Here is a 19,767-nt window from a genome sequence, read left to right as displayed (position 1 = left end):
GGTAAACCCTGCATCTGCGGTAAATCCCTACATCTGCGGCAAACCCTAAAACCGAGCTCAAGCCCCGTAGGGTGCGCATTTATGCGCACCGAATCTGAGCACCGCGTTTATTTCAGGATGATAACTTCGATGGCGTCACATCAGCCGGAATCGGGCAGACATAAGGCTGCTCGCGGCGCACGCGCTGGAACTCCTCGCGGCAGCGCGCCAGCGCCTCTTCATCCTGCAACAAGGTCAACGCGGTGGCAGCCATCACCTTGGCGGCCAGGCACATGCCTTTGTGGCCGAGCGAGGTGCGACCTTGTGCCACCAACTGCCAGGTGTGCAGCGGCGTTCCGAACGCAAAACAGGGCGCAAAGCACTGCGCTGTCGGTGTCACCCAGCTCACATCACCGACGTCGGTTGAGCCGTACAACAGCTCACGCGTCACGGCGTAAGGCGCCACTTCGTCCATCAGAATTTTGTCGCCCAATGCCTCGGTCCACGCGATGCCTGCTTCACCACCGGTGCGTGCTGCGTTTAAGCGTGCATTGCGCAGATCGTCCTTGGTCAGCGTGGCGCGGATTTCAGCGGCGAACTGCTGCTCCTCCGGGCTGTACTCGGGCAAGCCAAACTGATGCAAGTTACGCTCCATCACTGCTTCCAGCGCGCGATTAGGCACGTAATTAGAGCAGGCTTTATCGAAGCGCACCGTCATGGTGGTGTCCGTCATCAGGGCCGCGCCTTTGGCGACGTTGATGACGCGCTGATAAATATCCTGTGCCTGATCGAGCTGTGGAGCACGGATGAGGTACAGCACTTCGGCATCGGCCTGCACCACATTGGGGGAGACGCCGCCGGTATTGGTCACGGCGTAGTGCAACCGCGCTTCCTGCACGATGTGCTCACGCAAGAAGTTGGCACCGGTGTTCATTAGCGTCACGGCATCCAGTGCGCTACGGCCGAGATGTGGCGAGTTGGCGGCGTGCGCGGCCACGCCTTTGAAGTGAAACGCCGCCTGAATATTGGCAAGGGTACTGAGGTTGAACATGCCGCTGAAACCTTCTGGATGCCAGGTCACCGCCGCATCGACATCATCAAACAGCCCTTCGCGCACCATAAAGGTTTTACCAGAACCGCCTTCTTCACCGGGACAGCCATAAAAACGCAGCGTGCCGCGTTGGCCGTTCTCCGCCCACCAGCCTTGATGGCGAAGGCAGCAGCCAGTCCGGCGGTGCCCAGCAGATTATGACCACAGCCATGGCCGTTGCCGTTCTCCACCAGCGGCTGCGGCGTGGCGCAGCCTGACTGCTGGCTCAACCCGGCCAGCGCATCAAATTCGCCGAGGATGGCAATCACTGGTTTACCGCTGCCAATGCTGGCGATAAAGGCGGTGTCGATATTGCCTACACCGCGTTCCACGGCAAAGCCTTCCTGCTCAAGCGCATCGGCGAGGATAGCGGAGGACTGCGTCTCTTCAAAACGCGTTTCCGGCACGTCCCAAATCGCATCGCTGAGGGCAGTAAAGCGCGGCTGATGCTGGTTGATGTAATGATCGATAAAGTCGTGATGGCTCATCGCTGGCCTCCAAACTGTGCCTGGTTCAGCGCAAGGGTTGCCAGCGTTTGCACCGCCGTTGCCATAATGGCTTCGTCAAAATCGAATTTAGCGTTGTGGTGACCCGCCGCTAGGTCGCAGCCAAAGATCACATACGAAGACTGGCCGCCGCGTTGTTGTACGCGCTCCAGCATGTAGGTGGCGTCCTCAGAACCGGCGGCTTGCTGTTTGGTATCGATCACTGAAGAGAAAATGCCCATCGCATCAGCCTGCTGGTGGATAAAATCGACCCACGGCTGGCTTGGCGTACAGCTACGCGCGCCGCCCATCAGTTTGATGTCGTACTCAACGCCATACATCGCAGCGGCACCGGCGATAACGCGCAGGGCTTGCTGGTAGATATCGTCGTTGACCTGATTGCTGACGCCACGCGTTTCCACTTTCATCAGGGCATAATCTGGCACCACGTTGCGTCCGGATCCCGCCTGTAACACGCCCACATTGACGCGCGCCACGCCGCCGCTGTGTTGTGGTAGGTTATGCAACGCTAATGTGGCCTGCGCGGCGGCCAGCAGGGCGTTGCGGCCTTCTTCTGGTTTGCCGCCCGCATGGGCGCCGACGCCGGTGAAATTAACGTCCAGCTTGGTGGTGGCGAGGAAGGTATCGCTGCCGCAAACGATTTCGCCTGCAGGCACGCCTGTACCGAGGTGGATGGCGGTAAACAGGTCGACATCATCAACCACGCCCGCAGCCACCATGGCTTTCGCACCGCGCACGCCCTCTTCGGCAGGCTGGAAGATGATCTTAATGGTGCCGCTAAGCTGATCTTTCATCTCCATTAAAACGCCCGCCAGCGCCAGCCCGATGGTGGTATGACCGTCGTGGCCGCAAGCGTGCATCATGCCAGGATTGCAGGAGGCAAAGCCTTCGCGAGTGGGGATATGTTTGGCATCGCGGCTTTCGTTCTGGTCCAGCGCATCCATATCCACCCGGAAACCCATCACCGGACCGGGACGGCCAGTTTCCAGCGTGGCGACCACGCCGCAGAAGCCGCCGGAGAAATGCGAGATCCATTGTGGCAGTGCGCCTTGCTCCAGCGCCCGAGCTTCCTGCTGTGCCAGCACTTCATCCGAAGGCAAACCCATGCGTGCATCGGCATCGATCACTTCTCGCCCCAGCTTGAGTTGATAACCAAGACGATGCAGCTCTTCTGCCACTATCGTAGCGGTACGAAACTCCAGCCAGCCGGATTCGGCAAAATGGTGCAGATCGCGACGCCAGGTTTGCATCTGTGGAATCCGCGCGTTGACGAGGTCGGAGAGGGTATTCATCGGCATATCCTTTGTGTTGGTTTTTTATGCATTAACCCGAATCTACACAATGGTATTGGTGCGCATAAGATGCGAATATCTTGTCACTGATAAACAACGGTTATCACAAAAATCATGTCTGCCAACCTTAAACTTCATCAGCTGCGCGCTTTTGTTGACGTAGCGCGCCAAGGCAGTATTCGCGCGGCCAGTCGCTTATCGGGGCTCTCTCAGCCCGCGCTGACCAAAGCGATCCAGGAGCTGGAACTTACGCTTGGGGCGCGCTTGTTCGAACGACGCCAGCAAGGTGTCACGCTCACCGACATTGGTGATAACTTTTTCCGCCATGCCAGCCTGGTATTGGAAGAGCTACGCGTGGCGCAGGAAGATATTCAGCAGCGGTTGGGGTTGGCCGGAGGAAAGGTGAATATTGGCGTGGGCGGCAGTATTGCGCGCACCATCATGCCGCAGGTGATCACCCAGTTTCATCGCGAATATCCGCAGGTAAAAGTGCGCATTGTTGAGGGACAGCTGGTTTCGATGGTGCATGAGTTGCGGCAAGGTGCGCTGGATTTCACCATCAACACCTATGATCAACATCATCTGGATCAGGAGCTGATTTTTGAACGACTTATGCAGCGAGATTATCAAGTGGTGATGCGCAAAGGCCATCCAATGGCGCATGCTCGCTCACTTAATGAATTGCAGCACTGCGACTGGACCATGCCGACGCCGCAGGGCAGTTACTATCGGCTGCTGCACGATCTGTTTGGCGAGCGGGGCATGGCACCGAAGATTGTGGTGACCTGCGAAACCTTTATGGCCTGCACCAGCCTGGTGGCGAAGAGTGATTTTGTCAGCATTATCTCGCGTGACGTCATTGAAGATCCTACCCACGGCGGGCAACTCATCGCCCTCGATCTTGACGATCCTTTGCCGAAAGCCACCTTCTATTTGATCCAGCGAAAAGACACGGCGCTCACGCCAATGAGTGCGTATATGGCCCAGCTGTTCCGCCGCTATTGTCAGCAAAGGTAAGAGTGCGGCCTGGCTCGCAGCGAATGAAAATGATTATGTGTGAAACCGCATAAAACCACAAAGTAACTGTGTGTTATTGGTTGCTTTTGCTTTATATTAATGAATCTATTGATATTAACAATAAATTTTCATCCTGGAATTTTCAAATTATATGATGGTGCAAGCTTCATGGGGTCACCCGCTTGGTAGAAAATGAGTGTTTAATGGACTTTCACTCGGTTGTAAACGCAAGGAGCGACAAATGCAGTACAGGACTGAAGTTATTTCTTACTTACAATCCAGCAAAATCTTATCTGGAGAACTGACCATGCAAATTACTCCCTACGTGTTTTATAACGGCCGCTGTGAAGAGGCGATCGCCTTCTATCTCGCGGCCACCGACGGCGAACTGCTGTTTAAAATGACCTTTGGCGATATGCCCGATGAAACCACCGTCGAAGATGAAGGTTGCCCCTCAGGCGTGAGCTTCTCGCCTGAACAGATCATGCATGCGCATCTGCGTATAGGGCAGGGCGAACTGATGATGAGCGATGGCGCACCGCAGGCGAACTATGCGGGTTTTTCTATCAGTTTATCGACGCCAGATGAGGCGCAGGGCAAGCGCTGGTTTGATGCGCTGTCGGCAGGTGGAGAGGTAACGAAAAAGTGGGAACCGACGTTCTGGGCACACGGTTTCGGCATGTTCACGGATAAATTTGGCGTGCCATGGATGGTAAATGCGGACAAGCCGCAGAGTTAATATTGAGGTTCAAAATGCGTAGCGGCGCAATTTATTGCGCGTCTATCAGCGACTCTGCCGCTGTAGACATGCGCGATAAATCGCCCCGCTACGTTATGTGCAAATTAGAAGTTGTAACCCACGACCAAGTAGTAACCCCAGCCCGTCGATTTCACTTCAAACGGACCGTTGCCGAAGTTCAGCTCCTGACCATCCGCCCATTGGCCGCCGTTATGGAAGTAACGCGCCACGGTGGAAACGTGCCAGTGATCGTAATTCAGCGACAGAATGTGGCTGGATGCAATCGAGTTGCTGGTACGTGATGGGCCAGTCTCATCGCGAAGATCTGAACCCCAGTCGAAGTTGGTGAAGCCGATGTAGCTCAGCTTGCCGCCCCACAGGTCAGTGATCGGCACAAAGTATTTCACCTTGAAGCGATAACCATCCCAGCTATTCTCGTTCGCCGCACCGTAGTTCTGCCACTGATATTTGGCATACACGTTTAATGACAGGCCGATATCGCTATGGGTATCAATGTCGGTACCCAGACCCATGTACCAGGTGTTTTGACGCTGTGAAGCGTTACGACCCATGTCATAGATATAGTTGTTGGCGAAGTACCACTCTTTAAACGGACCGAATGCCAGGCTGGTGCCGGTCAGTTTATCGATTGAGAAGCGCGGCTCAATTTCCATGAACAGCGGCGAACCGTGGTCGAAAATACCGTTTGCGTTGCTGTTACCCACACCAAAGAAGTTGGTCAAATCCGCGTAGCCGTAGAAATCGAACCAGTCTTTTTTAGCAAAGGCTTCGTATTCGAGATACACGTCGTTGTTGAACTGCGGTCCGAAGCGAGTGTGGGTGCTGCCAACCACGTTAACGCTCTGGTGCCACCAATCTGAAAGATACTGTGGGTCGCTGTCTGCCGCTTGTGCCGCGCCGGTCCAGCTGCTGGCCAGTAAGGCCCCTGCTATCAATGCTTTAAATTTCATTATTGTATTAACCACTTGCTAGTGATCGCCGCGAATGCGCCGCGATCGGGTGAAATCGATCCCAGGGGATGGGCAGTGAGTTGTTTTAACCGGTCTAAATCGCCGAATTTTCAAGTGTGCGTAATGTGCCTGTAACACAGCGATAGGAAATAGATTTTGATCACGTTTGTCAAAATGTGTTGCATTTTGATTCATCTGAAATGTGATGATGATCACATAAATGCGCTGTATCGAACGGAACCCCGCAACCGTTTACGTTGTCGCGTACTGTCGCAAAGATGTCAGATGAGGAAAAAGAGGTAGCAGTACGATTCATCGTGCGCTTTTGAAATGTGATGCCGTGACAAATCAGCAATTCATCACGCATTTGGAAACAGATGAGAGTGAAAATCTGCGATTTATCATGTGCATGTGGAAGTGGATAGCGTGGAATAACGCGAGATACACTGCGCCGCTACCGCTTGATATTCAAGACGGTAGCGGACAAGTGGTTATGGCAATGTCACACGCACCTGCAAGCCCGAAACCGCACCTTGCGGATTATGGCAATTCGAGAGGGCAACCTGCATCTGATGTTTCTGCGCCACGCTGCGCACAATGGAGAGGCCCAAGCCACTGCCTTGTGCCTGAACGTCTGGCGAGCGCGTGAAGCGGTCAAATGCACGTTCGATAAACGATTCCGGCATGCCCGGGCCATTATCAACAATATCCACTACGGTGTGATTGCCTACGCGATGCAACAGCACATCCACCAGGCTCCCTTCTGGCGTGTGCAACATGGCGTTGCCGATCAGATTATCAAACAGGCTGCGCAAGTCTGAACGACTGGCGTGCAAACGGTAATGGGTGGTGCCATTGAAGCCGATGTCGATACCGCGTTTATCGGCCACCACCATCAGTTGCTCAATACTCTCTTTAAGCAGGTCATCAAGTTCAATCGCTTCCACGGTGGCCACAACGGATTGGTCTTCCTGACGTGAGATATTGAGCAGTTGTGTCACCAAATGGCGGGTGCGCGTCACTCCGGCTTCTAACTGATCGAACTGTCGGCTGGCTTCGCCTGGCTGAATATGCTGACGCAGGTTCTCCAGTTGCAGGGTCACGGCGGTCACGGGTGTACGCAATTCGTGCGCGGCATCTTCCAGGAACTGACGCTGTGATGACCAAGCCGCACGCAGCTTATCTAACAAGGCGTTATAAGCCGCGACCAGCGGCAAAACTTCATCTGGTAGGCTATCCGGTGAAACAGAGTGAGGATGCAGTGTTTCCTGCGCGGCAATCTGACGCGACGCCACGCGCAAATCGCGGGTAATGGCCCGCACCACCAGCCAAATAACCAGCAGAGAGAGCGGCATCATCAGCATTAAGGGAATGATGGCGGAGAGGACCCGTTTCACCATCAAGCTCTTCATATAGCCGATGTTGTGCAACACCTGAATATTGCCGATTTCACTGCCTAGCTCGCCCGGCCGCGTGTAAACACGCCATTCACAGTCATCACCACAATCGCCGACTTTTAAGTCGGACCAACCTTTTTTGGACTGAAGTGGTGCTTGCAATGCTGGCCATGAACTGGCGCGCAGATGGTTATGATCATCCCACAGCTGAACGATATAGGTACTTTTCAGTTTCTCTTGCTGCATCACCATCGGCATCAGCGCGGGCATGCGCTGGCTGGAGGACCAGGCATCAGCAATCTTGGCGAGCTGATCGTCCTTCATGGTGCCCATCATGTCACCGTAGCAGTGATAAAAATACCAGGTCACACCGCCAATCATCGCCAGGTGCAACAACACCAAGGTGACGAGCAGTTTATTACGTAAGGAGCGCATAAAAGTGAAGGGTTTCATATTGCAGGTACCCGCCAGCCCAAGCCGCGCACGTTACGAATCACTTCGTTATCGAGCTTGCGGCGCATGCCGTGGATCAACACATCGACGGCGTTGCTGGTGACTTCTTCACCCCAGCCGTAAATGCGGTTTTCTAATTGTTCGCGTGACAGGATGGCACCAGGACGTTCCAGTAGTGCATAAAGTAGAGCATATTCGCGCGCGGTGAGCTGCTCGCGCTGGCCTTTGTACAGCACTTCACGCGTCATCATATCTAGCTGCACATCGCCGCTACCTAACAGGGAATCCGCCGCACCGTGACGACGTCGGGTGATTGCACGCATGCGCGCCAGTACCTCTTGCAGATCAAAGGGTTTGAGCAAATAGTCATCGGCACCGCTGTCCAGGCCCTGAATACGTTGCTGTACCGTGTCACGTGCGGTTAACACCAGCACGGGTGTCATATCGCCGCGCGTACGCGCACGTTTTAATACATGAATACCGTCTTCACGTGGCAACCCGAGATCGAGCAATACGCAGGAATAGCCGCCCTCAGCCCAGGCGTTGGTGGCAAACACGCCATCGCGCACCCAGTCTACTGACCAGCCCGCCGCTTCCAGCGCCTGCTGCAAGTTGGCGCCAATCATTTCATCATCTTCTACCAGCAGCACACGCATAGTGTTCTCCCAAACTCATGGACGCAGTCTAACGCCAGATAATTAGGCCAGAATTACACCCGTTTTCCCCGTTGCTAATTCTGCGCTAATTTTCTGCTAATTAAGGGATAAATTTAACGCGCTACAGTAGCTGCACTGGACATATTGTCGAAGCAGGAGGATCCCATGAATCAGCGCGAATTTATCCGTAGTTTGCTGGACTGGATAGAAGACAACTTAGGGCACGATCTACACCTGGATGAAGTAGCACGCCGCTCGGGATATTCCCGCTGGCACCTGCAACGTCTGTTCCGTCAACACACGGGCTTCTCTCTGGCAGAGTACATCCGCCAGCGCCGGTTGACTGAGTCAGCGCTCACGCTGATTAACAGTGACGAAGCGATTCTGCAGGTGGCGATGAGCTACGGGTTTGATACTCAACAGGCTTATACCCGCACCTTTAAAAATTATTTCAGCGTCACGCCGGGCCAATTGCGTCGTCAACGTCGCGTTGAACAGGAACGTTTGCTGTTCCCACTGGCGGTGGCCAGCTGACCTATGATGCTCATATTGACTGCGCAGGAGATGTAGCGGCGCAATTTATTGCGCAGTGAATCGCGAACGGATGGCGCGATAAATCACGCCGCTATATTGAGCACGGATGAAATTCGGTGCTTATTGCGAGTTTTACTTTTAAGCTGCTGTTCTCACTTTGTTACTTCGCCAGAGAACATGGACAACAGCGATAATCTCACCGCCATGATGCTGTTTGCACGCGTCGTTGAGCGGCAAAGTTTCAGTGAAGCTGCACGGACCTTGGGCATATCTAAATCGCATGTCAGTCGCGAAATAGCCCGGCTGGAAGTGCGACTTGGCATTAAGCTGCTGCAACGCACCACGCGTAAGGTGGTGCTGACAGAACTCGGGCAAGCTTACTATCCATTCTGTACCCGGATGCTGGAAGAAATGCACCGTGCTGATGCCTTTGTGCAGCAGGTCCATCAACTTCCCGCGGGCAACGTGCGCCTGCAAGCTCCCATCACCTTTGGCTGCCAGTGTGTGGTGCCCACTCTTAATGACTTTATACGCCGCCATATTCACATCAATGTCGATCTCGAATTAACCACCAGCGACGATCCACAACCCAGCGCGGATGTGGCGATTGTGATTCGTGCGCGCGCGCCGGAAGTGGCCAATTACCGTGAGTTGAGCATGATTGATTGGGGGTTGTACGCCACGCCTGACTATCTGGCTTCGCATCCGTCCATCGACCATCCTGAACGCCTGACTCGCCACGATCTGCTGCTGTTTCATGGCCCAGCACACACCGCGGCGCTGCCGTTTCGTCGCGACAAACAGCGATTGGCGCTGGATGTGCATAGCCGCTTTCGTGCCAACAACAGCATGGCTCTGCTGAATGCTGCACTGGCGGGCACCGGTATCGCCTATCTGCCTGCCTACATGACGCAAGAAGCGCTGGGACGCGGTGAAATCCAACAGGTGCTACCTGAGTGGCAAATGGATCGCCTGCACAGCTACCTGTTACTCAAAGAGCAGCCGCACGCCTCATCACCCGTGACTTTGCTGTGTGACGCGTTGATCAATGCGCTAAGCTAAAGCTGATTGTTGCAGTATGGCAACAATATTGCGCTGCCAGGCAAATATCCTTCCCACCCTGTTTTCTGTGGTTAACCGCTGTTAGCCTGCTAAAAAAGCAAAAACAGGGAAACCACTATGTCGCCATCTTCAACTGTGTTAGCGCCTGACCAGCAACACTGGAAGCGTAATTTGTTCGTCTGCGTGCTGGGCTCGTTCAGCACCATCGTGGCGATGACATTGCTGCTACCGTTTTTACCGATCTACGTGCAGCAGCTTGGTGTGCAAGAACCCGCAGCTATTGCGCGTTGGTCGGGTGCTGCTTATGGCGCCACCTTTCTGAGTGCTGCGCTCACGGCGCCATTGTGGGGCAAACTAGCCGACCGCTATGGCCGTAAGCTGATGTTAATTCGTGCCAGCCTCGGTATGGCGATTGCCATGTCATTGATTGGTATGGCAACCGCGCCGTGGCAGCTGGTGGCGTTGCGCTTGTTAGCGGGTTTGCTGGGCGGTTATGCCTCGGGCTCAACCATTTTAGTGGCGGCACAAACGCCCAAAGAGCAAACCGGCTGGGCGCTGGGCATGTTGTCATCGGGAATTATGGCGGGCAACGTCGTGGGGCCGCTGTTGGGTGGCGTGCTGCCACCGCTGATTGGTATTCGCCATACGTTCTGGTTGACCGGTGCAGTGATTTTTCTCGCTTTCCTGGCCACTACCTTTTTATTAAAAGAAGTGCCGCGTCAGGCGGGTAAAAAGACAGTGCAGAGCAATGTTGAACAGGATAAGCCGGTGAATTTGCCCGTGGTGAGATTGATGTGGCTATCAGGGATGTTGCTGATTTTTGCCAACATGTCGATAGAACCGATCATCACGTTGTATATCGGCCAGTTTGTAAAGGGCGAGCACGCAATCACCGTCACGGCGGGTGTGGTCATGGCCGCTGCCGCACTGGGCAGCATTCTGTCTGCGCCTCGATTGGGCCGCCTGGCGGATCGGGTAGGGCATGGGCGTGTGCTGGTTTATGGCTTAGCGGCCTGCGCAGTGCTGCTGATTCCACAGGCCTTTATCACTGAAGCCTGGCAGTTAGTGGTGTTGCGGTTCTTCATGGGGATGGCGTTGGGTGGCTTGATGCCGTGCGTGACGGCACTGATTCGCCATAATGTGCCGCAAGGGCAAGTGGGTAAGATGCTGGGTTATTCCACTTCTGCACAGTATGTCGGCCAGGTGTCGGGTCCGCTGTTCGGTGGATTTGTCGGTGGCGCCTTCGGTATGCAGCCGGTGTTTCTGGCGACCTGCGTGATTATGGCGCTGTGTGCTTTGATGAATGCGCGGGTGCTGAATAAGCGGTAGCGCTGCGATTAATGACGTATCAGCCAGCGGATAGGCAGGTGTTGAAGCAATAAAAAAGGCGGGCTTCGCAGCCCGCCTTTTCACTCAAACCAGAGGCTTACTTGGCATCTGGCAGTGCATAGGCAATGACGTAATCGCCCAGCTTAGTACCAAATGAACCGTGACCGCCGGCGGCGATGACAACGTACTGCTTGCCATCCACTTCATAAGTCATCGGTGTCGCCTGGCCACCTGCTGGCAGACGAGCCTGCCACAGCAGTTCACCAGTGTTGGTGTCAAATCCACGCAGATAGTTATCCGCAGTCGCACCAATGAAGAACACGTTACCGGCGGTAGTGATTGGGCCACCTAACATCGGCATACCCATCTTGAACGGAACGGGAACCGGTGCGCTGTCGCGAACGGTACCAATACGTTTTTTCCACACGGTTTCGTTGGTTTTCAGGTCAACCGCTGAGACATAGCCCCAGGCCGGTTGTTTACATGGCAGACCCAACGGAGACAGGAACGGATTCAGCTCCACGCCGTACGGTACACCGTACTGTGGCTGGATGCCGGTTTCGGTACCTGAACCGCCTTTGTCATCGGCCGGTGGCTCGATCGGGTTACCCGGACCGCGTGGCACCAGTTTAGAGACAAACGGCAGCGCCATTGGGTTAGCAATCGCGATCTGACGATGTGGATCCACCGCGATACCGCCCCACTCGAACATGCCGAGGTTGCCTGGGAACACCAGCGTACCTTGCTCAGACGGTGGCGTGAACGGACCTTCATAGCGCAGACGCTTGAAGATCACGCGGCACACCAGTTGGTCGAACATGGTCGCGCCCCACATGTCCTTGTCCGTCAGGTTATTCTTCGGACGGAAGGTCAGTTCGGAGTACGGCTGAGTAGGAGAAACGTGGTCACCTTTGGCCGCGCCCTGTGGCACTGGGGTTTCCGGTGCTGGAACAACTGGCTTACCGGTACGACGATCCAACACAAAGATATTACCGGTTTTCGCCGGTGCATAAATCACCGGTACGGTGTTGCCATCTTTGTCAGTGATATCGGCCAGCGTCGGTTGTGACGGCAGGTCCATATCCCACAGATCGTGGTGCACGGTCTGATACGACCACACCAGCTTGCCGGTGGTGGCGTTCAGGGCCAGTACGCTGCTCGCGAAACGTTCCTGGTCAGGCGTACGGTTACCACCCCAAATGTCTGGTGTGGTGACGCCCATTGGCAGGAATACGGTATCCAGTTTCGGATCGTATACCGCTGGTGCCCAAGAGTTCGGCGAGTTCATGGTGAAGGTGTGTTCGTCGTCTGGAATCGCGTTAGGATCTTTCGCGCCCGGATCGAACACCCACAGCAGTTTACCGGTGTTGACGTCAAAGCCACGAATGGCGCCAGACGGTTCACGGGTAGAGTAGTTATCGGTGACCGCACCGGCAATCACGATAGTGGTATCCGTGATAATCGGTGGTGAAGTCGGCTCATACTGACCTGGGGTCAGAACCGGCTGTTTGTGCTGCAGATCCAGTTCACCGTTGTTACCAAAGGCGGCACAACGTTCACCGGTTTCGGCATCCAGCGCGAACAGACGACCGTCATTCACTGGCAGATAGATGCGACGTGAACACAGCGCAGGCTGGGTGTTAGAGGCATCGGCGGCAGCAGGCATTTCATGATAAGAAACACCACGGCAGGTCACGTGCTGGAAGGTTGGATTCGGTTTTAAGCCCGGATCAAATTTCCACTTCTGCTTACCGGTTTTTGCATCCAGCGCAAACAGAATCTGGTGCGGCGAGCACAGGTACAAGGTGTCGCGGATTTTAATCGGCGTCACTTCGTCGGTGATTTCACCGGGATCGTTCGGGGTTTTCAAATCGCCAGTCTGGAACTGCCAAGCCACCTGCAAATCTTTCACGTTGCCGCTGTTGATTTGCTTCAGAGGCGAGAAGCGAGTGCCTTGCTGATCGCGTGCGTAAGCAGGCCAGTCAGCATCTTTGATGTTGCTCAGTGGCTGCGCTTGCGGTGCGTTATCCGCTGCTGCCGGGATTTCACCGTTCAGCTCCTGCGGATCGTGGAATACTGCCCACGCCAACACCAGCACGCTGGCAATCAGTGCCACGGCCATCAGGCCTAATGCCCCTTTACCGGCATGATTCAGACCGCGATACACAAACGGCAGAATCAGCCAGATGCCGAAGATCACCAGCACATCGGTACGTGGTGCCAGCGCCCAGAAGTCGAAACCAACTTCCCAAACGCCCCACACCAGCGTTGCCAACAGCAGCAAGGCATACAGCATGATCGCTGCGCCGCTACGGCGCCACAGCAGGACAGCGGTGATCAACATAATCACACCGCCAATAACGTAGTACCAGGAACCTCCAATGGCGGCTAACCAAACGCCGCCTACCAGCATAAATGCACCTGTGAGCAGTGCGAACAGCACTGTCAAAAAGCGAATCACGCCAAAAGATGAGGAAGCTTTCCCCATAATATTAACCTCTTTCTTTGCCATAAACTTAAAAGGAAACAACGCATTGGGCTGCTTCCCGACATAGAGTACGAAGTGACATAAGATGTTCGAACGGCGCGCTTCCATGACGCCAGATGATCCCTTTGCGTTAAATTTTATCTTAAAAACGTTAACGGGTTTGATTTTTTTAGTGCTTCGCACTTGTGGAATGGTAGTGGCGCGACATTTTGTGAGGGGATTTGGGCGTTATCCCCGAATAGATCGGGCCATAACGCCGAGGTGCAGAGTTTTGTGTAACCGTTTACACTTCTATAAGAATAGGCTTGGTTCGTTGCTCTTGCCAGCCAGAGAGTTGCAAACCTTCATACTTCACCAAGGGCAGGGACAACTGCTGGGTGCGTAATATCACTTCTGCTTCTCTTTCGCGGCAGGATTCAAGCAGAAATGGAAAGCTGAACTTGAGATAATTATCGTGGAAGAATTCATCGGTCAGAACAATTCCACTAAAGGGAAATGAGGCGATATTCGCCCAGCAGGTGCCCGGCGGAGCCAAATCATAAAGCCAGAAAGAGAAATGCTGAGCGGCTTCACGTAAGGCTGTGCCATACATAACTAAACTCGCATAGTTGATAGCAATACGCACATTCTTCATTTGCAGGCTGGAATAATGTTCCGGTGCCTGTAAGACGCGCGCAAGACTATTTCCCATCAAAGGGATAATTATTAATTCAAGCGCATCGGACAACTGATTTTGGTTGGAAACTATGTTGCGTCCGTTAAGTAATGCTGTGCTTTCCTGCTCAAAATACATAAAGGGTGCTAAATAACACCCACCAATCAGTGTGCCGTCGAAGCGACGGATACGCTCAGTAACATAAGGATGGTATGAACTGTTTTCCATTTATCTCTGCGAATAAATTAATTAACTGGAATGTCTTAATTATTATAAGAAAGGCAAGATTGCCGCGTTCTTTACACTTCCAATATAGACCGATTTGTTTGTAAAAATCACCTCTTTTAGCTGTCTATGATAAAGAGATAACAATCAGGTAAAGGGTGTTAATTATTTTGTTATTGGATTTTCTGGAATGATTCGGATATTTTCAGGGTAAAACAATCAGCCTGCTAATATTCAGAACCCTATGCTTAGTGGAATTTAAGATAAGCAACTGTTTTTAAAGCGCACGGCTAGCCATTGCCTGTCTAAGCAAGATACCGCACTCTGTCACTGTAAAACATAAAGAGAGCCAGAAAACGGCTTTTCACCAGGTAGGTGCCATGACACCCGCCGGAACGTTGATTTAGGATGGGATAAAAACTATGGGTTCACAGGTATCCGCAGCAGATGATTCGCTGCTGCGGCACAGGTCGTTTGTCGCCTTCTGGCTAGCACGCACCTGTTCATCGTTTGGTTTTCAAATGTTTTCCGTTGCAGTCAGTTGGCAGATCTATGCGCTCACTCACAGTGCGATGGCGCTGGGTATGATCGGACTGATGCAGTTCTTACCTTCAGTATTGTTGGCACTGCCGGCGGGTCATCTGGCAGATCAGTATGATCGTCGCCGTATTGTGCTAGTGGGGCAGATCATTGAAGGCTTGGCCCTACTGGGGCTGGTCGCGCTGACGTTGCTGCATTGGGCGGATAAAATTGAAATTTGGGGATTGGTCTTTCTGATCTCTGTTGCAAAAGCGCTGGAGTGGCCGTCGATCACCTCTATGCTGCCTGCGCTGGTTCCTCCGCCCATCCTCGCGCGTGCTATGGCGGCGAGTTCAGTGGGTGGTCAGGCCGCGGTGATTGTGGGCCCAACCTTAGGTGGTCTGCTCTATGTTGCCGGTCCCGATGTGGTGTACGGCGTCTCCGCACTGTTTTACCTGTTCTCCATCGTGCTGGTCAGCCGCTTACGTTACGAACGCCCTCCACAGGTACGTATGCCGATGAATCTCACCACCATGTTTGCGGGCGTGCGTTTTATCCGTGAGCGTAAAGATGTGCTCGGCGTGATTTCACTCGATCTCTTCGCGGTGCTGCTGGGTGGGGCTACCGCGCTGTTACCGATTTTCGCGCAGGACATTCTGCACACTGGGCCTTGGGGATTGGGCATGCTGCGTGGTGCACCTTCCGTGGGCGCGCTGCTTGTCGGCGTGTGGCTGAGCCGTCATAAGCTGGAAAAGCATGTCGGCATGATCATGTTCGGCTCTGTCGCGGGCTTTGGTGTCGCAACACTGGTATTTGCGCTCTCCACGCAGCTGTGGTTATCGCTGTTGGCGCTGGCGGCACTCGGTGGTTTTGATATGGTCAGTATGGTGATTCGCGGTGCGCTAGTGCAGTTGGATACGCCAGATGACATGCGCGGCCGAGTTAACGCGGTGAATGCCATCTTTATTAATACATCCAATCAGCTCGGGGAGTTTGAGTCTGGCATGCTGGCAGCGTGGATGGGTGCCGTGCCCGCAGCGGCCCTTGGCGGTATCGGAACGTTGGTGGTGGTGGCAGTATGGATGACGATTTTCCCGCACCTGCGCAAACGGCAGAAGCTGGAGAATGAAACGGTGGTTTAACACCGGCACAAAAACGTAGCGGCTTGATTTATCGAGCTTACCTGAAGCAGCACTAAGGCTGCGTCAGGCGCAATAAATTTCGCCGCTACGTTTAGGCTGGCTGATTGACCTTAAGCGGTCGTGGTTTTCCCCAGGCTGGCGTCAAATTGTTTCCAGCTGTCTGTCATGTCCACCACGGTTTTCGACTTTCGCGCTTCGTCGATTTTAATCGCGGTGAGTCCCGCTTCCAGTGCATCCACCACTGAGACTTTCAGTGGCGTTCCCTGTTTAATGTGTTTCACGATCTCTTCTGCCATCAGCGCATCCGCGCCATAGTGGCCGTCGTAGGCGTTGCCGCTGTATGTGGTATCCACTTCACGTTCACCGGTACGGGCGTTATGTACGCGGAAGTAATTGCGCACGAAGTCACCCTCTGCCATGCCATCGGTGCCCATTACGCAGAAGCGGCGGAACTCATCCGGCACGTTGAGGTTAGCGTGGAAGGCGAGCGTTGCGCCGTTGGCGTATTCGATCAATGCCGTTTGGTAATCCACGATATCGGCATCGCCATCAAACACCGCATCGGTGCTTGACCAGCCGCTAGGTTTAACGTGATACACCTCAGATTGCGGCGTCACCGCCCCTTTAGGCGCGTGCTGCGGTGTGAAGTTCTTACGGCCGCCAAAGCTGGCCACGCGCACTGGGCGCTCACCCACCAATCCCTGATAGAGATCGATATCGTGGCAGCATTTTTCCAGAATATAGGGGCCGGCGTATTTCTCCAGACGACGCCAGTCGCGCTGGAAGAACGCCCCGTGATAGGGCTTGATGTGCTCGGTAGCTTCAATTGAGGTGATTTCGCCGAGACGATGCTCGTCACGTGCACGCAACAGATCGTGATACAGCGGGGAATAACGCAGCACTAAACCGACTAAAATACGGTCACGCCCGTATTGCTGCACCAACTGCGCCATCGCCATGGTCTGTTCTTCATTGATCACCACCGGCTTCTCAGTGAACACTGTGTAACCTGCCGCCAAACCCTGACGAATATGCTCAAGGTGCATAAAGTTCGGCGAACCGACCAGCAGCAGGTCAAAGCCGCCATGCTGCAGCAGCGCATCGACGCTGTCGAACGCCACGCCCGCATCAATGCCAAAGGTGTGCAGATTCGGCAAACCAGCAGGCGCTGGATCGACGTAACCCACCACGGAAAACTCTGTGTCGGCTTTGTTGAACTCTTTCACCACGTGGGAAAGACGAAAGCCCAGACCAATAATGCCCACTTTCATGTTGTACCCCTGAAGCCCGTTGCTTGTTCGCTGCCCGACCCATCAGGCTGCTGATAATCTGACCGTTAACTTATTACGGCAGAAAAACTAATGTCAATCTATAACCCCCATCGCAAACTGTGAAAAATTATTATTTATTTGTTTTATGTGGTTTTTAATTAACTATAGGGAATGCGTATTTATTTGTGATTGCGATTTAAGTTTTTTTCCCCTATCTTTCGCACATCTATAGGCGTCTTGCCGTGAGCGGCAGGCAGGAGGAAGCGCGTGCAATCACTTTTGCTGGGGATTGATGGCGGTGGTACGCACTGTCGCGGACGCCTCACTGACAGCGCTGGGCGCGTATTGGCCGAGGCCACAGGCGGGCCAGCCAATGTTTGGTCGCAGTTTGACGCGGCACTTCAGGCCATTGAACAGGTTATCGATGAACTGTTCATGCAAGCCGATTTACCCATTGAGGCACGCGATCGCACCACGCTGGTGGCGGGATTGGCGGGTGCGAATGTGGCATCGGTTCACGCCCGGCTACAAAGCTGGCAGCCGCGCTGTCAGGTGCGTTATCTTTTCACCGACGTTGAAATTGCCTGTGCTGGCGCACACGCCGGTGCGCCGGGCGCGGTGTTTATTCTCGGTACCGGTAGCCAAGCGCCGCATGGGATGGCACACAGTTTACCTTGTTGGGTGGCTGGGGCTTTGCCTTATCTGATGCTGGTTCTGGCGCCATTCTTGGACGTCGTGCACGCCGCCTGGCCCTGCTGGCGCATGAGGGCATTGTTCCTGCCTCAACATTGACTGAACGTATTATGGCTCTCCATCAACATAGCCCAGAGCAGATGCTCATCTGGTCACAGCAGGCCACGCCCGCCGATTGGGGTCGCGTGGTGCCTGATGTGTTCGCGACTGCACAGCAGGGCGATGAACATGCTGTGAGCCTGCTGCAGCAAACTGCTACAGATATTGTGCAAATGGTGCAGCCGCTGCTGGCACGCAGCCATGGCAAGCTGGCCTTAATGGGCGGTTTGGCTGTGCCGATTCAGCCGTGGTTACCTGCCGATATTGCCGCACAACTGGTGTCGCCGCAGGGCGATGCACTCAGTGGCGCATTGCGTCTGGCGAGCCAGTTTAGTCAGCAACCAGCCTAATTCCTTCAACATGCAGATAAAAAGAGGCCCATGAGCGCTCCCAACGTAACCGCCCGCATTTTGCGGCTGATTGTCGAAAATGCGCCCATCAGCCAATCCGATCTCAAGGTGCGCAGCGGCCTTAGCATGTCAACGGTTTCCCAAGCGACCAATCGCTTGTTGTCCGGTGGCATCGTGCAGGAGCTAGGGTTGCGTCGTGTCTCGATGGGACGTCCTAAAACGTTGCTCGGCCTCAATCCTGATCACGCCAGCGTGGTCGGCATTCAGCTTAACGCTGAACGTAACCTGATCGTCCTGACCGATCTCAGTGGCAATATTATTGGCGAGCAGCAGATCCCTTCGGGTGCCATGACGCCAAAACAGCTGGGCGACGCGCTGGCAAAGTTCCTGCGCAGCGTTGAAGGGAAAAAGGTCGGTGCAATTGGCTTGGCGCTCTCTGGCCTGGTGGACGCCGACAACGGTGTTTGCGTGCTGTCACGCGCGCTGGACTGGAACAACGTGCCGATTGCCCGGCTGCTGGAAGAGCGTTTTTCATTGCCGGTGTTTATTGAAAACGATGCGAATGCGTTAGCGATGGCCGCGTTGGTGTTTGGTCAACTTGGCCATGCTCAGTCCGCGGTGATCGCCACCTTTGGTAAAGGCATCGGTGCCGGGATTTTGCTCGATCGTCAGCTGTATCGTGGTCGTCATGGCAAGGCAGGCGAGATTGGTGTTTCGCTGCTGGGTGATGGCTCTGAACGCCTGTTGGAAGATGTGGCTTCATCGCAGGCGATTTTGCATCGAGTGGCGGTGTCCCTGAAAGAAGCTGTTCCCATGACGTTGCGCGATCTGGACACGCATCCGACACCGGACGTGCTCAGTGCGCTAGCGGAAGCAGGGCAGCATCTGGGGATGTCGCTGGCGAATCTGTCGGTGGCTTATGATCCTGATGTGGTGTATCTGGCAATGGAGCCGCAGATGGCCTCGCGTATTTTGCTCGATCACATCACCCAGAGCTTCCAGACCTATCGCCTCAAGCTGACGCCGCACATGACTCCGCTGCAATTCCTCACCGAATCGAATCGTATGTGGGCACAAGGCGCAGCCGGGTTTGCCGTCAATAAATTACTGGATCTGCTGGCTGCACAGGCGGATGACGAAACGGTGCCGTAATCGGTCGTCATAAATGACGCCCCTGCGTTGTCCGGTGCGGTTTTCGTAGGGTGCGCATTCATGCGCACCGTGTTGAATACGCACTCATTGGGTTAAGTGAGCGGCATTACGCCATAAATGACGCCCCAACAAGTGCTTGGCATGGTTT

At 54.3% G+C, this 19,767-nt stretch carries 14 protein-coding genes and 2 pseudogenes; 8 read left to right on the top strand and 8 right to left on the bottom strand.

Annotated features, from left to right (window positions below; translation table 11 throughout):
* Positions 1-112: 112 nt before the first annotated feature.
* Both HA51_RS10070 and HA51_RS10065 read right to left on the bottom strand, forming a co-directional pair.
* Positions 113-1,557, bottom strand: a pseudogene (locus HA51_RS10070) (M20 family metallopeptidase).
* Positions 1,554-2,867 carry an amidohydrolase gene (locus HA51_RS10065; protein ID WP_084934384.1) on the bottom strand — a complete coding sequence of 438 codons (1,314 nt, stop codon included), beginning with the start codon at positions 2,865-2,867 and terminating at the stop codon, positions 1,554-1,556. The pseudogene HA51_RS10070 and the gene HA51_RS10065 overlap by 4 nt, the downstream one beginning before the upstream one ends.
* Before the next feature lie 114 nt (positions 2,868-2,981).
* Between HA51_RS10065 and HA51_RS10060 the strand changes: the two genes are divergently transcribed.
* Together HA51_RS10060 and yjdN are read left to right on the top strand one after the other, a co-directional pair.
* Positions 2,982-3,884: a LysR family transcriptional regulator gene (locus tag HA51_RS10060; RefSeq protein ID WP_084934383.1), complete on the top strand. Its 903-nt coding sequence runs from the start codon at positions 2,982-2,984 to the stop codon at positions 3,882-3,884.
* A 307-nt stretch (positions 3,885-4,191) separates the two neighbouring features.
* Complete coding sequence (gene yjdN / locus HA51_RS10055; protein WP_084934390.1) at positions 4,192-4,623, top strand: VOC family metalloprotein YjdN; 432 nt, start codon at positions 4,192-4,194, stop codon at positions 4,621-4,623.
* Between the two features lie 104 nt (positions 4,624-4,727).
* Here yjdN and HA51_RS10050 read toward each other — a convergent pair whose 3' ends face one another.
* The 3 genes from HA51_RS10050 to HA51_RS10040 form a co-directional block, all read right to left on the bottom strand.
* Entirely contained in the window at positions 4,728-5,594 is an 867-nt protein-coding gene (locus HA51_RS10050) for a nucleoside-specific channel-forming protein Tsx (protein WP_034826809.1), read from the bottom strand.
* A 491-nt stretch (positions 5,595-6,085) separates the two neighbouring features.
* Positions 6,086-7,444 (bottom strand): sensor histidine kinase, encoded by a 1,359-nt coding sequence (locus HA51_RS10045; RefSeq protein ID WP_084934382.1) that lies wholly within the window; start codon positions 7,442-7,444, stop codon positions 6,086-6,088.
* Positions 7,441-8,100: a response regulator gene (locus HA51_RS10040; RefSeq protein ID WP_084934381.1), complete on the bottom strand. Its 660-nt coding sequence runs from the start codon at positions 8,098-8,100 to the stop codon at positions 7,441-7,443. Before HA51_RS10040 ends, HA51_RS10045 begins: the two co-directional genes overlap by 4 nt.
* Before the next feature lie 165 nt (positions 8,101-8,265).
* On the opposite strand from HA51_RS10040, the gene HA51_RS10035 reads away from it, so the two are divergent.
* From HA51_RS10035 to HA51_RS10025, 3 genes are all read left to right on the top strand, one after another.
* On the top strand, positions 8,266-8,634 hold the full coding sequence (locus HA51_RS10035; RefSeq protein WP_034826803.1) for a helix-turn-helix domain-containing protein: 369 nt from the start codon (positions 8,266-8,268) through the stop codon (positions 8,632-8,634).
* A gap of 177 nt (positions 8,635-8,811) precedes the next feature.
* Positions 8,812-9,696, top strand: a complete 885-nt coding sequence (locus HA51_RS10030; protein WP_084934380.1) for a LysR family transcriptional regulator — start codon at positions 8,812-8,814, stop codon at positions 9,694-9,696.
* Positions 9,697-9,813: 117 nt separating this feature from the next.
* On the top strand, positions 9,814-11,025 hold the full coding sequence (locus HA51_RS10025; RefSeq protein WP_084934379.1) for an MFS transporter: 1,212 nt from the start codon (positions 9,814-9,816) through the stop codon (positions 11,023-11,025).
* Positions 11,026-11,122: 97 nt separating this feature from the next.
* Here HA51_RS10025 and HA51_RS10020 read toward each other — a convergent pair whose 3' ends face one another.
* Together HA51_RS10020 and HA51_RS10015 are read right to left on the bottom strand one after the other, a co-directional pair.
* A complete protein-coding gene (locus HA51_RS10020) occupies positions 11,123-13,513 on the bottom strand; it encodes a glucose/quinate/shikimate family membrane-bound PQQ-dependent dehydrogenase (protein ID WP_084934389.1) in 2,391 nt (796 codons plus the stop codon).
* 283 nt (positions 13,514-13,796) lie between these two features.
* Positions 13,797-14,396, bottom strand: a complete 600-nt coding sequence (locus HA51_RS10015) for a hypothetical protein (protein ID WP_084934378.1) — start codon at positions 14,394-14,396, stop codon at positions 13,797-13,799.
* Positions 14,397-14,815: 419 nt separating this feature from the next.
* Between HA51_RS10015 and HA51_RS10010 the strand changes: the two genes are divergently transcribed.
* The gene (locus HA51_RS10010; protein WP_084934377.1) at positions 14,816-16,054 is read left to right on the top strand and encodes an MFS transporter; all 1,239 of its coding nucleotides are present in this window, start codon (positions 14,816-14,818) and stop codon (positions 16,052-16,054) included.
* A gap of 110 nt (positions 16,055-16,164) precedes the next feature.
* Here HA51_RS10010 and HA51_RS10005 read toward each other — a convergent pair whose 3' ends face one another.
* A complete protein-coding gene (locus HA51_RS10005) occupies positions 16,165-17,325 on the bottom strand; it encodes a Gfo/Idh/MocA family protein (RefSeq protein WP_084934376.1) in 1,161 nt (386 codons plus the stop codon).
* 267 nt (positions 17,326-17,592) lie between these two features.
* On the opposite strand from HA51_RS10005, the pseudogene HA51_RS10000 reads away from it, so the two are divergent.
* Together HA51_RS10000 and HA51_RS09995 are read left to right on the top strand one after the other, a co-directional pair.
* Positions 17,593-18,467 (top strand): annotated as a pseudogene (locus tag HA51_RS10000) (glucosamine kinase nucleotide-binding domain-containing protein).
* Between the two features lie 30 nt (positions 18,468-18,497).
* Positions 18,498-19,619 carry an ROK family transcriptional regulator gene (locus tag HA51_RS09995; RefSeq protein WP_084934375.1) on the top strand — a complete coding sequence of 374 codons (1,122 nt, stop codon included), beginning with the start codon at positions 18,498-18,500 and terminating at the stop codon, positions 19,617-19,619.
* Positions 19,620-19,767: the final 148 nt, after the last annotated feature.

It is taken from the genome of Pantoea rwandensis (assembly GCF_002095475.1).
GTDB classification, from domain to species: Bacteria; Pseudomonadota; Gammaproteobacteria; order Enterobacterales; family Enterobacteriaceae; genus Pantoea; species Pantoea rwandensis.
The sequence above is the reverse complement of the archived record's forward strand: the minus strand, read 5'-3'. Positions and strand labels throughout refer to the sequence as shown.

What these genes read in the sequence shown, in the direction of transcription:
- HA51_RS10030 (WP_084934380.1), top strand. Translation starts at nt 8,812, where the DNA reads ATGGACAACAGCGATAATCTCACCGCCATGATGCTGTTTGCACGCGTC.
- HA51_RS10005 (WP_084934376.1), bottom strand. Translation starts at nt 17,325, where the DNA reads ATGAAAGTGGGCATTATTGGTCTGGGCTTTCGTCTTTCCCACGTGGTG.
- HA51_RS10035 (WP_034826803.1), top strand. Translation starts at nt 8,266, where the DNA reads ATGAATCAGCGCGAATTTATCCGTAGTTTGCTGGACTGGATAGAAGAC.
- HA51_RS10050 (WP_034826809.1), bottom strand. Translation starts at nt 5,594, where the DNA reads ATGAAATTTAAAGCATTGATAGCAGGGGCCTTACTGGCCAGCAGCTGG.
- yjdN (WP_084934390.1), top strand. Translation starts at nt 4,192, where the DNA reads ATGCAAATTACTCCCTACGTGTTTTATAACGGCCGCTGTGAAGAGGCG.
- HA51_RS10060 (WP_084934383.1), top strand. Translation starts at nt 2,982, where the DNA reads ATGTCTGCCAACCTTAAACTTCATCAGCTGCGCGCTTTTGTTGACGTA.
- HA51_RS10040 (WP_084934381.1), bottom strand. Translation starts at nt 8,100, where the DNA reads ATGCGTGTGCTGCTGGTAGAAGATGATGAAATGATTGGCGCCAACTTG.
- HA51_RS10020 (WP_084934389.1), bottom strand. Translation starts at nt 13,513, where the DNA reads ATGGGGAAAGCTTCCTCATCTTTTGGCGTGATTCGCTTTTTGACAGTG.
- HA51_RS10010 (WP_084934377.1), top strand. Translation starts at nt 14,816, where the DNA reads ATGGGTTCACAGGTATCCGCAGCAGATGATTCGCTGCTGCGGCACAGG.
- HA51_RS10065 (WP_084934384.1), bottom strand. Translation starts at nt 2,867, where the DNA reads ATGAATACCCTCTCCGACCTCGTCAACGCGCGGATTCCACAGATGCAA.
- HA51_RS10015 (WP_084934378.1), bottom strand. Translation starts at nt 14,396, where the DNA reads ATGGAAAACAGTTCATACCATCCTTATGTTACTGAGCGTATCCGTCGC.
- HA51_RS09995 (WP_084934375.1), top strand. Translation starts at nt 18,498, where the DNA reads ATGAGCGCTCCCAACGTAACCGCCCGCATTTTGCGGCTGATTGTCGAA.
- HA51_RS10025 (WP_084934379.1), top strand. Translation starts at nt 9,814, where the DNA reads ATGTCGCCATCTTCAACTGTGTTAGCGCCTGACCAGCAACACTGGAAG.
- HA51_RS10045 (WP_084934382.1), bottom strand. Translation starts at nt 7,444, where the DNA reads ATGAAACCCTTCACTTTTATGCGCTCCTTACGTAATAAACTGCTCGTC.